Origin of the sequence: Rhodococcus jostii RHA1 (assembly GCF_000014565.1) — a bacterium.
Classification (GTDB): Bacteria; Actinomycetota; Actinomycetes; order Mycobacteriales; family Mycobacteriaceae; genus Rhodococcus_F; species Rhodococcus_F jostii_A.
The window spans coordinates 172,901-190,482 of record NC_008268.1; the positions used below are offsets into that span (position 1 = coordinate 172,901).

The 17,582-nt window shown below is 68.5% G+C and carries 1 protein-coding gene (cut by a window edge); it reads right to left on the reverse strand.

The window, feature by feature from the left end; translation table 11 throughout:
• A protein-coding gene (locus tag RHA1_RS00760; protein ID WP_011593463.1) for a non-ribosomal peptide synthetase crosses the window boundary here: on the reverse strand, nt 1-17,582 show its 3' portion. It continues 13,537 nt past the right edge of the window; the window shows 17,582 of its 31,119 coding nt (coding positions 13,538-31,119); its start codon lies off the right edge, out of view — the gene reads right to left on this strand; it ends in the stop codon at nt 1-3.

Consider the following 17,582-nt stretch of genomic DNA (forward strand, 5'->3'; position numbering starts at 1 on the left):
TCAGCGCACCGAGTGCGGCCGGTTCGCGCTGTCGTCGGGATCGCTGTCCCTGCCGGTGTCGGGCGCGGCGTGCCGCGGCCGGCGATGCGAACGCTCGAGGTGCGGTGCGATCGCGGCGAGAGCATCCGGCGTCGTCATCGTCCAGTGCGTCGCGTCCACCGGGTGCTCGTCGATACTCCCGCGCACGAACTGCCCCCAGCAGGTCACCGGGTCCACGTGGAAACCGTCGTCCAGGGCGGCGGTGAAGAACACCAGCTCGCCGTCGAAGACCCTCGGCCGGTGCGCGTCGATCAGTGCGGGGGCTCGCAGCGCATTGCCGTAGATCCGTTCGAGTTCCGTCGCGGTCAGCGCCGCCAGCGGCCCTCCGACGACCCGCAGCAGTGCCGCCGCACGCTCGGCGTCGAACTGTCCGTCCGGCGCGAGTTCGTCGAGCACGCTGTCGTCCGGGAGGTCCAGGCCGACACCGCCGAGAAGATCCGCGGTGGTCGCGGAGTTCTCCACGCTGCGGTCGATCCCGACGTAGCTGTCGAGGAGCCCCAGCAGACGCACCTCTTCACCGGCATCCTGCAACTGCACTCCCATCTCGTGGGCGATGACTCCACCCAGCGACCACCCCACCAGGTGATACGGGCCGTGCGGCTGGATCGAACGGATCTCTCGGACGTAGCGGGCCGCGAAGTCGGTGATCGTCTCCAGGTGCGGTTCGTCCTCGGTCAGCGCGGGCGACTGCAGCCCGTAGATCGGCCGGTCCTGGGTCAGCTCGCGGCCGAGCCCCGCGTAGCTCCAGGCGAGCCCGATGAACGGATGCACACAGAACAGCGGCTCCGCCGTTCCTCTCGTGCGGATCGGGAGAAGCACGTCGAGTGACGCACCGGCACCGTCCACCCCGTCGTTCGTCCACTTCTGGATGCGTTGTCCCAGCGACTGCGGTGTGGGGTCGCTGAACATCCATTGCAGCGGGAAGTCGATTCCCAGCTCGGACCCGAGCGCGGATGCGACCCGGGTGGCGATCAGCGAGTTGCCCCCGAGGTCGAAGAAGCTGTCCGTGACTCCCACGCGGTCGATGCCGAGCACGTCGGCGAACACCGTGGCGACGGCGCGCTCGGCCGCCGTTCGCGGCGCCTGGTACTCGTCGGCCGCCGACCGGGCGGCCGGTGCGGGCAGGGCCGTGCGGTCGAGTTTGCCGTTCGCCGACAGCGGCAGGGTATCCAGGTGCACGACCTGGGCCGGGATCATGTACGACGGGACGCGCGCGGACAGGTGTGCGCGCACGTCGGACCAGTCGGCCGCGCGCGGTCCCACCAGGTACGCCACCAACGCTTCCTCGCCGCGGTCGTCGCGGTGCACCACCACCACCGCCTGCGACACGTCCGGATGCGCCTCCAGCGCCGCCTCGATCTCCCCCAACTCGATCCGCTGCCCCCGCAACTTCACCTGGAAATCGGTACGCCCCACATACTCCAGAACCCCATCCGCGCGGCGACGCACCAGATCCCCCGTCCGGTACATCCGCCCACCCGCCACGTGCGGGTTCGCCACGAACCGATCCGCCGACAGATCCGGACGATTCAGATACCCCCGCGCCAGCTGATCGCCCGCCAGATACAACTCCCCCGCCACCCCGTTCGGCACCGGATGCAACCTCGAATCGAGCACATGCACCTGCGTGTTCCACACCGGACGCCCGATCGGCACCGTCACCGTGTCCGCCGCACCGGTCTCCCAATACGTGACATCGACCGCGGCCTCCGTCGGCCCGTACAAATTGTGCAGATCGGCACCACAGACCGCCCGGAACCGCGACACCTGCTCCGGCGTCAACGCCTCACCTGAACAGAACACCAACCGCAACGAATCACACACCGCCACAGCAGGTTCGGCAGTGAACACCGACAGCATCGACGGTACGAAGTGGGTGGTCGTCACGTGACGTTCCTGTATCAGCCCTGTCAGGTACCGCGGATCGCGGTGTCCGTCGGGTGCGGCGATCACCAGGGAGGCTCCCACCTGCAGCGGCCAGAACAGCTCCCACACCGACACGTCGAACGTCACCGGGGTCTTCTGCAGGACGACGTCCGCACTGGTCAGGGTGTATTCGTGCTGCATCCACAGCAGTCGGTTCACGATCGCGCCGTGGGTGACGGCGACGCCCTTGGGCCGGCCCGTCGACCCGGACGTGAAGATCACGTACGCCGTGTTCGCCGGGGACAGCGGCCACAGCCGGTCCGCGTCGGTGACGGGCGAGCTGTCGAAGCCGGAGACGTCCTCGGACGCGACGTCGATGACGGGGACCGATCCGCCGCCGGCGAGTCCGGCACCGCTGACCAGCACACATGCCGGCTGTGCGGTGTCGAGTACATGCGCGGTGCGCTCGGCGGGGTGGTCCGGATCCACCGGCAGGTAGGCGCCGCCGGCCTTCACGACGGCGTAGATCGCGACGAGCAGATCGATCGAACGGCGCATCGCGACCGCCACCACCGACTCGGGGCCGACGCCCTGCTCGATCAGTCGGCGCGCCAGCCTGTTCACGCGGGCGTCGAAGTCGGCGTACGTCAACTCGTCCCGGTCGAAGATCACCGCGACGCGGACGGGGTCCGCCGCGACCCTCGTGTCGAACAGCGACGCCAGGGTGCCGGCGGGCACCTCGTGCGATGTCGCGTTGGTGCCGGCGATCTGCTTCCGTTCGCCGCTGCCGAGGACGTCGATGTCGCCGACCGCGGTGTCCGGACTGTCGGTGGCCGCCCGGAGAACCTGCTGGAACCGCTGTCCGAACACGTGCATGGACGGCTCGTCGAACAGGTCGGAGGCGTACGTGAGGCGGGCCGCGATCCCGTCCGGACTTCCCGCCGAGTCGAACTGCTCCATCAGGGTGAGCTGCAGGTCGAACTTGGCGATGTCGACGTCGAAGTCGACGCCGCTCACCGACAGGTCACCCAGTCGAAGGGTCGCCTGGTCGAGGTTCTGGAACGTGAGCATCACCTGGAACAGGGGATGCCGCCCGGTGGACCGCGACGGATTGACGACCTCCACGAGGCGCTCGAACGGGACGTCCGCGTGGGAGAAGGCGGCGAGATCGGTCTCGCGCACGTCGGCGACCAGTTCGGCGAAGGTCCGGCCTCCGTCGACCTGCTGGCGCAGGACCAGCGTGTTGACGAACATGCCGATCAGGTCGTCGAGTTCGCGTTCGCCACGGCCCGCGACGGGTGTGCCGATGGCGATGTCCCCGGTGCCGGAGAGTCGGCTCAGCAGCACCGCGAGCGCCGCGTGCACGAGCATGAACAGGGACGCGTTCGCGTCCCGCGCCGCACCCAGGAGCGTGCCGTGCAGGTCGGCCGGCACGGTGAAGTCGACGGTGCCGCCCCGGTACGACGCGACCGCGGGACGCGGGCGGTCGGTGGGCAGGTCCAACTGATCCGGTGCGCCCGCGAGGGTGTGCGTCCAGAACGCGAGTTGCCGTGCCGACACCGATTCGGGATCGGTCTCGTCGCCGAGAAGCGCCCGCTGCCACAGCGCGTAGTCGGCGTACTGCACCGGCAGCGGCGCCCAGTCGGGCGTGGTGTCCGCCGACCGCGCCGCGTACGCCGTCATCACGTCCCGCACCATCGGGGCCATCGACCAGCCGTCGCCGGAGATGTGATGAACCACCAGGGCGAGAACGTGTTCCGTCGCGGACATGCGGAAGATCCGCACCCGCACCGGAACCTCCGTGGTGACGTCGAATCCGGTGGTCACCAGGCCGGCGATCAGAGCGGGCAGCGCGGCCTCGTCCGTCGCGACGACGGACATTTCGCCCCCCACCCGGTCGATGGGCAGGATCACCTGGTGCGGGCCGTCCGCGGAGTCCGGGTACACCGTCCGCAGCGACTCGTGCCTGCGGACGACGTCGGCGACCGCATGCTGCAGTGCGTCGACGTCCAGCGCGCCCGACAGCCGGACCGCCGCGGGAATGTTGTGCACCGCGGAGTTCGGGTCGAACCTGTTGAGGAACCACATCCGGTGTTGCGCCGACGACAGCGGAATCCGTTCGGGGCGCACCGCCGGTGTCAGCGCCGGGCGGGCGGGTGCGGTGGCGTCGATCGAATCCAGTAGTGCCGCAAGGGCGGCGACGGTGGGCGCCTCGAACAGGGTTCGAATCTCCACACGGCACCCGAGCCGCTCGGACAGGCGGGCGACCACCCGGGTGGCGACGAGGGAGTTGCCACCGAGGTCGAAGAAGTTCGCTGCGGTACCGACCTGGTCGACGCCGAGCACGTCGGCGAACACGGCGGCAACCGCTTCCTCCGTGGGCGTCGCGGGGGCACGATATTCGTCTGTCGCCGAGGCGAAGTCGGGTGCGGGAAGGGCCCTGCGGTCGAGTTTGCCGTTCGAGGTCAGGGGCAGTTGCGCGAGCACGACGAGGGCGGCGGGCACCATGTAGCTCGGGACGGCGGCGCCGACCTCGGCGAGAACCGCGGCGAAGTCGACGGTGGCACCGTCCTCGGGGACGACGTAGCCGATCAGGGTCGTCCCGGTGTGCGGGTGCTGGTGGGCGACGACGACGGCCTGCCCCACTCCCGCGCTCGACACCAGGGCGGACTCGATCTCGCCGAGTTCGATGCGGAACCCGCGGACCTTCACCTGGAAGTCGGAGCGCTCGAGGTACTCGAGGACGCCCCTGCTGTCCCGGACGTGCCAGCGGACGACGTCGCCGGTGCGGTAGAGCCGCGAACCGGATGCGCCGAAGGGGTTGGCCACGAAGCGTTCGGCCGTCAGATCCGCGCGAGCGACGTAGCCGCGGGCCAGTTGCTCACCGGCGAGATACAGCTCACCCGCTACCCCGACGGGGACCGGGTTCAAGCGGGCGTCCAGCACGAACACCTGCGTGTTCCACTCGGGTCCGCCGATGGGAACGGTGTCGACATCGTCGGCGGTGTGTGTCCATGCGGTCACGGACACGGCGGCCTCGGTGGGCCCGTACAGGTTGTGTAGCGCGACGGTCCCGAACCGGCGGCGGAAGCGGGCGGCGGTGTCGACGGGCAGCGCTTCGCCGATGCACAGCACCCGCCGCAGGGCCGGCTGCTCCCCCGCATCCGGCGTCGCCAGGAAGGCCTCCAACAGGGACGGCACGAAATGTGCTGTCGTGACGCGCTGCTGACGCATCAGGTCCGCCAGGTAGGCCGGGTCGCGGTGACCGTCCGGGCGGGCGATGACGAGTCGGGCGCCCGTGGTCAGCGGCCAGAACAGTTCCCACACCGACAGGTCGAACGTGACGGGTGTCTTCTGCACGACGGCGTCGGTGGTGTCGAGCGAGTATTCGTGCTGCTTCCAGCGGAGTTGGTTCGCGATGGCGGCGTGAGTCACGGCGACCCCCTTGGGCCGGCCGGTGGACCCGGACGTGAAGATCAGGTACGCCGTGTTCTCCGGCCGCAGCGGGGCGAGGCGACGCGCATCGGTCACCGGTTCGCGTGGTGAGCCGGTGTGGTCGAGGGTGTCGATCTCGATGACCGGGACGGACTCGGCGGCGAACCCGTCCGAGGACGTGGTGAGGATGCACACCGGTCGTGCGGTCGCGAGCACGTAGGCGAGGCGGTCGGCCGGATGGGTGAGATCGATCGGGAGGTACGCGCCGCCGGCTCGCAGCACCGCGTACATCCCGACCAGCAGTTCGATCGACCGGTTCATCGCCAGTCCCACCACGGATTCCGGTCCCACCCCGCGATCGATCAGGCGGTGGGCGAGCACGTCGACACGGCGGTCGAACTCCGCATAGGTCAGTTCGGTGCCCTCGAAGAACACCGCGGCCTTCTCGGGGGTGCGCGCCGCCTGGGCGGAGAACAGTTCGGCGAGCGTCGTCGGCGGCAGATCGACGCCGGTGTCGTTGAAGTCGGCGACGATCGACTGTCGTTCGGGGCCGTCGAGGAGGTCGATGGCCCCGACGGCCACGTCCGGATCCTCCACGACCGACGCGAGCACGCGGGTGAAGCGTTCCGCGAACGCCCGCACGGTGGATTCGTCGAAGAGGTCGGTGGCGTAGGTGAACTGTGCCTCGATCACGTCCGGGGATCCGTCGGCGTCGTGCTTCTCCGACAATGTCAGGTGCAGATCGAAGTTGGAGATCGTGTTCGGCACGTCGAGTCCCTCGACGTGCAGTCCGGGAAGTTCGAGTGTGGTGGTGGCGAGGTTCTGGAACGAGAACGCGACCTGGAACAGCGGGTGGTGCGCGCGGGACCGGGCCGGGTTCAGCACGTCGACGAGGCGCTCGAACGGAATGTCGGAGTGCGCGAACGCATTCAGATCGGCAGAGCGTACGTCGGCGAGGCTGTCCGCGAACGAACTCGCGAGGGCCACCCGGGTGCGCAGTACCAGGGTGTTCACGAACATGCCGACGAGTTCGTCGAGGGATTCCTCACCGCGGCCGGCGATGGGTGCGCCGACGGCGATGTCGGACTCGTTGCTCAGTCGCGCGAGCAGCACCGCGAGCGCGGTGTGCATCACCATGAACAGGGAGGTGTTCCGGCCGCGTGCGAGCGCCAGCAGGGCGCGGTGGGTGCCGGCGTCGATGGTGAACGGCACGTGCGCGCCCAGGTGCGACGCGACCGCGGGGCGGGGACGGTCGGTCGGCAGGGACGGCCGGTCCGGCAGACCCTCCAGCGTGCGAGTCCAGTAGGCGATCTGAGCAGCGGCGACCGATTCGGGATCGGTCTCGTCGCCGAGGAGTTCCCGCTGCCACAGGCTGTAGTCGGCGTACTGCACCGGCAGCGGCGTCCAGCGGGGAACGTGTCCCTCGGCGCGGGCGGTGTAGGCGAGCATGACGTCGCGGGCCAGCGGGGCGAGCGACCAGCCGTCACCCGAGATGTGGTGGGCGACCATCACGAGCACGTAGTCGTCGGCGCCGACGCGGTACATCCGCGCCCGCAGCGGCACGTCCGCGGTCACGTCGAAGCCCGTCGTGACGAGTGCGAGCACCCGGTCGAGGACGTCGTCGGGGTGCGCCGCCACCGGTGTCAGGTCGGGCACCGCGTCCCCGGCGGGCACGATCACCTGGTGCGGACCGTCGACGGAGTCGGGATAGACGGTGCGCAGCGCCTCGTGCCGCCCGACGAGATCGGCGATCGCGATCTGCATGGCACGCAGGTCCACCTCGCCCGACAGCCGGAGCGCGACCGGCAGGTTGTAGGCGGGCGATGCGGTGTCGAACTGGTTGATGAACCACATCCGCTGCTGGGCGAGCGACAGCGGAATGTGCTCGGGCCGGGGCTTCGCCGTCAGCGCGGGGCGTCGCACACCGTGGGTGGTGGTCTCGGTGATGCGTGCCGCGAGTGCGGCGACGGTCGGCGACTCGAACACTTCACGGACCCCGACGTGGACGTCGAGTGCGGCGTTGATCCGCGACACCACCTGGGTGGCGAGCAACGAGTTGCCGCCGAGGTCGAAGAAGCTGTCGTGGATGCCGATCTCGGGCAACGCGAGGATGTCCGCGAAGATGCCGGCGACGATCACTTCCATCGGGTTCCGCGGTGCCTCGAATGTCGTGGCCGCGGCGACGAAGATCGGCTCGGGCAGCGCGGCCCGGTCGAGCTTGCCCGCCGGGGTGAGCGGCAGGGCGTCGAGGAGCGTGACGGAGGCGGGAACCATGTAGGCGGGCAGGGTGCGCCCGACGAAGTTCGCGACCTCGACCCGGTCCACGTCCTCACCGGTGAACGGCAGCACGTACGCGACGAGGGAGGTCTCCCCGTTCGGGTGCTCGTACCCGATCGTGGTGGCGTACTCGATCTGCGGGTGTGCGGTGAGCGCGGCATCGATCTCGCCGAGTTCGATCCGGAATCCGCGGATCTTCACCTGGTGGTCGGTGCGGCCGACGAAATCGAGGACGCGGTTCTCCCGCCACCGGACGAGGTCGCCGGTGCGGTACATCAGGTCGCCGGGCTCGCCGTACGGGTCGGCGACGAAGCGTTCGGCGGTCAGTCCCGGCCGTCCCAGGTAGCCGCGGGCGAGGCTCGGTCCTCCGACGTACAGTTCGCCCGGCACACCCACCGGCACCGGGCGCAGCCGGCCGTCCAGCACGAGTGCCCGCACTCCGCGGCTCGGGCCACCGATGGTGACCGGTTCGCCGGCGCGGAGGGGTTCGGTGATGGACGACATGATCGTCGCCTCGCTGGGGCCGTACGCGTTCACCATGCGACGCCCGGGCGCCCAGCGGGCGACCAGTTCCGGTGGGCACACGTCACCGGCGACCACGACCACGGCGAGGTCGTCGAGCCCGTGATGGTCCACCGACGCCAGCGCCGCCGGAGTGGAGAACGCATGGGTGACGTGTTCCGCGGCGAGCAGTTCCGCGAGTTCCGATCCGCCGTAGATCGTGGGCGGGGCGATGACCATCGTGGCTCCCGCGCCGAGTGCCATCAGCATCTCGAACACCGAGGCGTCGAAGCTCGGGGACGCGAAATGCAGTGTCCGCGAGCCGGAGGTGACCCCGAGGAGCTCACGCTCGTCGGTCACCAGGTTCATCAGACCGCGATGCGTGACCGCGACTCCCTTGGGCCGGCCGGTGGACCCCGACGTGTAGATGACGTACGCCACCTGGTCGGACAGGATCGGCCGCATGCGGTCGCGGTTGGTCAGCGGCAACCGGGATTCGTGGGTGCAGCGCACCGCGAGTGCCGGGTCGTCGAGCAGCATCCACCGGATCGAGTCCGGGAGGACGTCCTGTTTCGCGGACACGGTGATCCCGACCATCGCCCCGGAGTCCTGCACCATGTGCAGGACCCGGTCCGCGGGATAACCGGGGTCGACGGGCACGAAGGCTGCACCGGTCTTGGCCACCGCCCACACGGCCACCACGGATTCGAGGGACCGCGGCAGCGCCAGCGCGACCCGGGTTTCGGGTCCCACTCCCCTGTCGACGAGCAACCGGGCCAGCTGGTTCGACCGTTCGTCGAGGTCCCGGTACGTGAGGCTCTCCCCCTCGAAGACGACGGCGGGTCCGTCGGGTGCCGCGGCGACGGCGTCGGCGAGGATCTCGGGCAGCATCTGCACAGGTCGCGCGTCGGCGCCGCGCACCGGGGTGAGCGCCGCGTATTCCTCGTCGCCGAGGACCGGAATGTCACCGATCGGCCGCTGCGGGTCGGCGACGACCGCCTCGAAGATCCGCCGCAGCCGGATCGCGTACTCGGCGGCGGTGCTCTCGTCGAAAATGTCTGTCGCGTAAACCAGTTCGGCGTCGATGCCGGCGGCCTCGGAGGCGTCGTCGAGCCGCTCGGTGAGCGTGAAGTGCAGGTCGAACTTCGCGGTGCTCGCGTCGAGGGTGAGCGGCTCCAGCGACAGCCCGTCCAGTTCGAGTCGGTCGGCGGAGACCGCCTGCACGCCGAGCGCCACCTGGAACAGCGGGTGGTGCGAGGTGGAGCGGACCGGGCTGAGAACCTCCACCAGCCGCTCGAACGGCAGGTCCGCGTGGGCGAACGCCTCGAGGTCGACGTCCCGGGCCTGTTCGAGCAGCGACACGAACGACGCCCCCGGGTCCAGCGTCGTGCGCAACACGAGGGTGTTGACGAACATGCCGATGATGTCGTCGAGTTCCACCCGGCCGCGACCGGCGATCGCCGTGCCGACGGTGATGTCGGAGCTCGTGCTGAGCCGGCCCAGCAGGACGCTGAGCGCGGCGTGGGCGACCATGAAGATGCTGGCGCCGTGCGCGCGTGCCAGCTCGGCCAGGGCCCGGTGCGTGTCGGCGTCCAGGGTGAAACGCGTTGCCGCACCCCGATGCGACGGAACGGCCGGCCTGCCCCGGTCCCCCGGCAGGTACAGCTGGTCCGGGACACCGGCGAGTGTCCGGGTCCAATACTCGAGCTGGGCGGCGGCGAGGCTGCCCGGGTCGGATTCGACGCCGAGCACCTCCCGCTGCCACAGCGCGTAGTCGGCGTACTGCACCGGCAGCGGCGCCCAGCTGGGCGCATGACCTGCCGCGCGGCTCGAGTACGCGATCATCACGTCCCGGATCAGCGGTTCCATGGACACGCCGTCGGCGGCGATGTGATGGACGACGAAAGCGAGCACGTGCTCGGTGTCGCCGAGCGAGTACACCTTCACCCGCAGGGGCACGGCCTGGGAGACGTCGAAGCCGGTCAGCAGGAACTGCTCGAGATCCGCGCGTAGACCGCTCTCGCTCACGCGGACCGGTGCGGTGTCGGGGGTGAACTGTCCGGGCTCGAGGATCACCTGGTGCGGTCCGCCCCGGGAATCGGGGAAGACGGTCCGCAGCGATTCGTGCCGGGTGATCAGATCATCGATCGCCGCGGCCAGCGCCGCCGTGTCCAGCGGTCCGGTGAGCCGGACCGCGGCAGGCAGGTTGTATGCGGGCGAGGACGTCTCGAACTGGTTGAGGAACCACATCCGCTGCTGCGCGAGTGACAGCGGGATCCGGTCGGGACGCGGCTGCGGCGCCAGGGCCGGTCCGGCGGAAGCGCCGTCGCCCGCCTCGGACATTCGCGGCGCCAGCGACTCGGCCAGCGCGAGGACGGTCGGGGCTTCGAAGAGATCACGCACGGTGACCCGGATGTCGAGCAGGGCGCCGACCCGGGCGGTCACCCGGGTCGCGGAGAGCGAGTTACCGCCTGCATCGAAGAAATCCGTGTCGAGACCGATGTCCGTACCGCCCAGCACTTCGGCAAACGCATCCGCGATCGACTGCTCCAGGGGGTTCCGCGGTTCCCGGTACACGATCTCCTTGGCTGCCGCACCGAAGTCGGGCGCGGGCAGGGCGTCCCGGTCGAGTTTGCCATTCGGGGTCAGCGGAATCGTGTCCAGGAACACGAGCGCCGACGGAACCATGTATCCCGGCAATGCCTGACGCAGAAACGCGAGCAGAGCTGCCGGATCACGGTCGGCGCCCGCACCGACCAGCACGTGCGATGCCAGTCGGGTTTCCGCGGGCGACTCGTAGCCCAGGGTGGCAGCGAATTCGACATCGGGATGTGCGTTGAGGGCGGCATCGATCTCGCCGAGTTCGATACGAAGTCCACGAACCTTGACCTGATGGTCGGAGCGGCCGAGGTACTCGATCGCATGTCCGGGAAAAGTGCCGTCGGTCATGCTGCCGGTCACACCGGAATGTACTGCGCGCCAGCGCACAATGTCACCGGTGCGGTACATCCGGGCACCGGCGGCCTCGAACGGACTGGCCACGAAGCGGTGTGCCGTGAGCGCGGCACGCTCGTGGTATCCGCGTGCCAGAGCCGGTCCCAGCAGGTACAGCTCTCCCACGACACCGACCGGCACGGGCCGCAACCTCGAATCGAGAACCACGGCGGCGACCCCGGGCAGCGGCCCGCCGATGGTGATGTCTCGGCCCTGGCCGAGCACCGAGCTGAACGTGGCGCCCACCGTCACTTCGGTGGGACCGTACCCGTTGACGAGTTCGAGTCGGTCGGCCCATCGCGCCACCGTCTCCGGTGGGCAGGCGTCGCCGCCGACGACGATCGAGCGTAGATCGTCCAGTCCCTCCGGCTCGACCGACGCCAGAGCAGCATTCGTGATGGTCATGTGCGTGACGCGTTCGGACTGCAACACCTCGTGTAGCTCTACGCCGCCGTACACACCGGGCGGGCAGACCACCAGCGCGGCCCCGGAAGTGTGGGCCAGAAGCAGTTCGAGGACGGACAGGTCGAACGTCGGGGACGCGAGGTGCGCGACCCGGGATTCCTCGGTGGCCCGCACTGCGGTGGTATACGAGCCGGCGAGATTCGCGAGACCGCGGTGGGACACCACCACGCCCTTGGGCAGTCCCGTCGAACCCGACGTGTAGATGAGATAGGCGGGATGATCGACGTGCAGAGCGGAGGTACGATCCGCATCCCCGACCGGCGCAGTGCTCGCCGAGGACAATTCGCGGAGCACTGCCGGATCGTCGAGTACGAGCCAGTCCGTCACCCCCGGGAGGTGTTCGGCGAACTCGGCGCAGGTGACACCGACGACGACTCCCGAATCCCGCAGAATGTGCGCGATGCGGTCCGCCGGATGCGCGGGGTCGATCGGAACGTAGGCCGCACCGGTCTTGGCAGCGGCCCACACGCACAGCACCGATTCGACAGAGCGCGGCAAGGCTAGTGCGACGTAGGTTTCCGGGCCGACGCCCATCCCGATGAGTGCACGTGCCAGCTGTGTCGATCGTCGGTCCAGCTCACGGTAATCGATCGAGACACCGTCGAAGACGACGGCAGTCGAGTCCGGATACCGTTCCGCCGTCGCGACGAGCAGCTCGGGCAGGGTGGCGTTCGCGAGCAACGGCCCGCCCCACACCGGTGCGAGGGACCCTTGCTCGGCCGCACCCAGGATGGCGATATCGCCGACGGCGATATCGTCGGCGGAAGCGACCGCCTCCAGGATCCGCAGGAATCGGTCCGCGAATCCCGCGACAGTGGCGCGTTCGAAGAGTTCCGATGCGAATGTGAAGGCACCGGAAATCCCGTGATGGTGTCCGGCGTCGTCCACGATCTCGGCGAGCGCCAGATCCAGATCGAACTTCGCGATGTGAGGATCGAAGTCGACGGCCTCTACCACCAACTGCGGCAGTTCCATCGTCACCGGCCGCAGATTCTGGAAGGCGAACATCACCTGAAACAGCGGGTGCCGATCGGACGACCGGGTGGGACGCAGGATCTCGACGAGCCGGTCGAAGGGAACCTCCGTGTCCTGGAACGCCGTGAGATCGACATCGCGCACCTGTTCCAGGAGAGCGTCGATACTCTCGCCGGGGTCAATCCGTGTGCGCAAGGCCAGGGTGTTCACGAACATTCCGACGAGCGGGTCGAGTCCCTCGTCCCCGCGGCCTGCGACGGGTGTGCCGATCACGATGTCCGTGCTGCCGCTGAGCCTGTGCAAGAGCGTCGCGAACGCTGCATGAACAACCATGAACAGCGTAGTGCCGCCCTTCTGGGCGCGCTCGACCAGCCCCCGGTGGGTGTCGGCATCGATCTCGAAGTCCACGCGTTCACCGCGGTGCGACGCTACCGCGGGACGGGGGTGGTCCGTAGGCAGATCGAGTGCCTCGGGCGCACCGTCCAGCGCCGCACGCCAACGCTCGATCTGCGTGGCGGACAGACTGTCCGGATCGTCCTCGGCGCCGAGCAGTTCCCGCTGCCACACACTGTAATCGGCGTACTGGACGGGCAGCGGCTCCCAGGACGGCGCCAGCCCTTCCACTCGGGATGCATATGCGGCCATCACGTCGGCGGCGAGCGGACCGAACGACCATCCGTCTGCCGCGATGTGGTGCGCGACGAGCAGCAGCACGTGTTCGGAACGGTTCTCCCGGAACAGGTGGATTCGGAACGGGATCTCCCGGGTCACATCGAAACCGGCGACTGCGTACTCGGCGATCCGGAGCATCAGCTGGTCCGGCGCGGTTCGGATCGGTGTGAGATCGAATTCTGCGGCGGCGGCCGGCAGGATCTCCTGATGCGCACCGTCCGCAGAACCTGGGTACACGGTCCGCAACGACTCGTGTCGTTCCAGAACGTCACCGAGCGCGGCACGCAAGGCCGGGACGTCGATACGCCCCGACATCCGCAGTGCGAGTGGAATGTTGTATGCGGACGACGAAGGATCGTATTGGTTGAGGAACCAGATCCGCTGCTGCGCCAGCGACAACGGGATTCGTCCGGGATGCTCGCGTCGGGTCAGCGCGGGCCGACCCGAGGACGCGTCCGGCCCCGACGTGGCCACTGCGGAGACAAGTTGACGCACAGTGGGGTTGTCGAACAGCGTGCGAACGGAGACACGGGTGCCGAACGCTGAACCGACCCGGGAAACCACCTGGGTGGCGGACAAGGAGTTGCCACCGAGAGCGAAGAAGTTGTCGTCCACACCGATGCGTGATTCACCCAGCACATCCGCGAACGCTGCGGCGACTGCGATCTCGTCCGCTGTGTCGGGTGCGGTGAATCGGGTATGGCTCACGAACACGGGCTCGGGGAGGGCGCGGCGGTCGAGCTTGCCCGCCGGTGTCAGCGGGATCGAGTCGAGAACCATGATCGAACCGGGGACCATGTGCGCCGGCAACACACCGCCGACGAATGCGGTCAAGTCGTCGACGTCGACGTCGTTCCCCGACGCAGCGCAGACATAGGTGACCAGTGCTGTAACGCCGGATTCGGTGTCGTGCGCGATGGTTGCGGCGAATCCGACCGCAGAATGCGCTCGGAACACGGAGTCGATCTCACCGAGTTCCACACGGAATCCACGAATCTTCACCTGGAAGTCGCTGCGCCCGACGTATTCGATGACGTATGTCCCGGTGCGGGACTCGACCCACCGGACGAGGTCACCGGTACGGTACATCCGCCGACCGGGTGCACCGTGGGGGTTCGCGACGAAACGCTCCGCGGTGAGACCGAGTCGCTGGTGGTAGCCGCGGGCAAGCGCCGGCCCCGATATGTACAGCTCCCCCGGCACACCGGGTGACACGGGATGCAGCCGCGCGTCGAGAACGAAAGCCTCGACACCGCGCACAGGAGCGCCGATGGTCATCCGCTCGCCGAGCATCAGCGGTCCAGACTGCGTCACCATCATCGAGGACTCGGTCGGCCCGTATCCGTTGAACAGTGCCCGCCCCGGTACCCAACGCTCGGCGAGGTCGGCACCCCAGGCCTCTCCGCCGACGACGATGACGGCGAGTTCGTCGAGTCCCGTGTGGTCGACGGACGCCAACGCGGCCGGTGTGAAGAAGGCGTGCGTGACTCCTTGCGCGCCCAGGAGTTCGGCGAGCTCCGTACCGCCGTACACCGAGTGGGGAACGACCACCATCGTCGCGCCCCTGCAGAAGGCCATCAGATACTCAAATACGGAGGCGTCGAAACTGGGTGATGCGAAGTGCAGGGTACGGGCGTCGGCGGTGAGCTCGTACTCGTCGGCCAGCTCGGTCAGGAGGTTCGCGAGCCCCGAGTGTGTGACGGCGACGCCCTTGGGCAGTCCGGTGGATCCGGATGTGTAGATGAGGTAGGCGAGTTGGTCCGCGTGCATCCGTCCGAGGCGATCGGCCGCTGTCACCGCGGCCGAGGAGTGGGACGTCACCAGCGCAGTGTGGTCGGGATCGTCCATCACGAGCCACTGTGTCGAGTCGGGCAATCCGGCTCGGAACTCGATCGTCGTCAGGCCGAGCGCGGACCCCGAATCGCCGAGCATGTGTGCGATTCGTTCGGCCGGGTAGTTCGGATCCACCGGCACGAACGCGGCACCTGTCTTGGCAACGGCCCAGACGGCGAGCACCGATTCGATCGAGCGGGCGAGCGCGACGGCCACGAATGTCTCGGGTCCGGCTCCGGCTTCGATCAATTCGCGCGCCCAGAGGTTGGATCGCCGGTCCAGTTCTCCGTAGGTCATCGAACGGTCGCCGAAGACGAGCGCCGTCGCGGACGGGTCGGCCGCCGACTCGGCTAGAACTTCGGGAAGCAGTCGACTAGGTCGACTCGCAGGCCCGCGAACCGGTGCCAGGCGGGCCCTCTCGGCGTCGTCGAGGAGATTCACGTCGCCGACCACCGTGGTCGGGTCTGCAATCACCGTTTCGAGGATTCGCACGAGCTGCCCCGCGTACCGGCGCACAGTAACGTCGTCGAACAAGTCTGCGGCGTAGGTGAACTCGGCGCGAATACCCGACGGAACGCCCGCGGGATCGATGTCCTCACCCAATGTCAGCTGCAGGTCGAACTTCGCGACACGCGCGTCGATGTCCTCGACACGCACCCGGAGTCCGGGCAGCTCGATGTCGTCGATGGCCGTCGGCTGCATCGACAGCGCAGTCTGGATGACCGGGTGATGCGCGGACGTCCGCACGGGGTCGAGTACGTCGACGAGACGCTCGAAGGGGAGGTCCGCGTGGCCGAATGCCCCGATGTCGCCGTCGCGTACCCGCGTCAGCAACTCCGCGAACGTCTCGGTGCTCTCGATGCGCGTGCGGAGCACGAGCGTATTGACGAACATTCCCACCAGGTTGTCGAGAGCACGTTCGCCACGTCCCGCGATCGGAGCGCCGACGGCGATATCGTCCGACGCGGACAGGCGGGCCAACAGGAGCGCGAAGGCAGCGTGCGCCACCATGAAGACCGTGGCCCCGTGTTCACGCGCCAACCGTTCGATGCCGCTGTGAATCTCGGGGGTGATGGTGAAGCCCACGGATCCCCCGACGTAGGACTGCTCAGTCCGGCGCGGGCGGTCGAAGGGGAGTTTCAGCTCGTCCGGGAGACCGTCGAGCGTCCGCGTCCAGTACTCGAGTTGGCGCCGGGCGAGTGACTCCGGCTCGTCCTCGCTGCCGAGAACCGCCCTGTGCCACACACTGTAGTCGGCATACTGGACAGCAAGCGGAATCCACTCCGGACTTCGCGACTCTGCTCGGGCCGCGTACGCGACCATGACGTCCGCGCCGAGAGGTCCGAACGACCAGCCGTCGGCGGCGATGTGGTGCAGCGTGATCGCCAGGACGTGTTCGCCGGGACCGGTGCGGAACAGCGTTGCCCGAACCGGCAAGTCCTCGGACACGTCGAACCCGTGCGACGAGAATGCAATCATCCGGGAATCGAGCTCGCCCTCCGGTACGTCCACGACCTCGAGGGGCATCGAGAGATCTGCCGCGGACACGACGACCTGGGCGGGTCCGTCGTCCGTGTCAGGGAAAACGGTACGAAGCGACTCGTGGCGCCCGACTACGTCGTCGAGTGCCTGAGACAGCGCGGCGACATCGAGAGCACCGGACATGCGGACCGCGAACGGCAGGTTGTACGCGGGCGAGGAGGGGTCGAACTGGTTGATGAACCACATCCGCTGCTGCGCCGGTGACAGCGGTATCCGGGCCGGTCGCTGCATCCCGGACAGCACCGGGCGCGCGCCCCCTGCGGCCGTGGGCTCGGCGAGACGACGAGCCAACTCCGCGACCGTGGGCGCGGTGAACACATCGCGCACGGAGAGTCCGGTGCCCGACAACTCACCGAGCCGAGCCGCCACTCGTGTGACGGAGAGCGAGTTGCCGCCGAGATCGAAGAAGTTGTCGTGCGCGCCGACCCGGCTCGAACCGAGCACGTCAGCGAACACTGCCGCGACTGTGCGCTCGGCCTCATTTCGCGGCGCGATGTACTCGGTCGAACTCCCGTGGAATTCAGGAGCGGGCAACTCCTTACGATCGAGTTTTCCGCTGGTGTTCAGCGGGAACTCGTCGAGCACTGTGATCGCGGACGGCACCATGTACGACGGAAGGGATTCCGAAGCCTGCCGGCGAAGCTCCGCGACGTCCAACTCGCCGGGTGTACCGACGACATACGCGACCAGATGATCGCCGACGGTGGTGTCGGAGTACACCGATACGACGGCGCCGGTGACCGCCGGGTGCGACCGGAGCACTGTCTCGATCTCGCCGAGTTCGATGCGCTGACCACGGAACTTCACCTGGAAGTCGGTACGTCCGATGTAGACGAGCGCTCCCGACGACGTCCATCGCACGAGGTCGCCGGTGCGGTACATGCGCTCGCCCGTGCGTCCAAACGGGTTCGCGACGAATCGGTCGGACGTGAGATCGACGCGGCCGAGGTATCCGCGTGCGAGCTGAGCACCGCCCAGGTAGA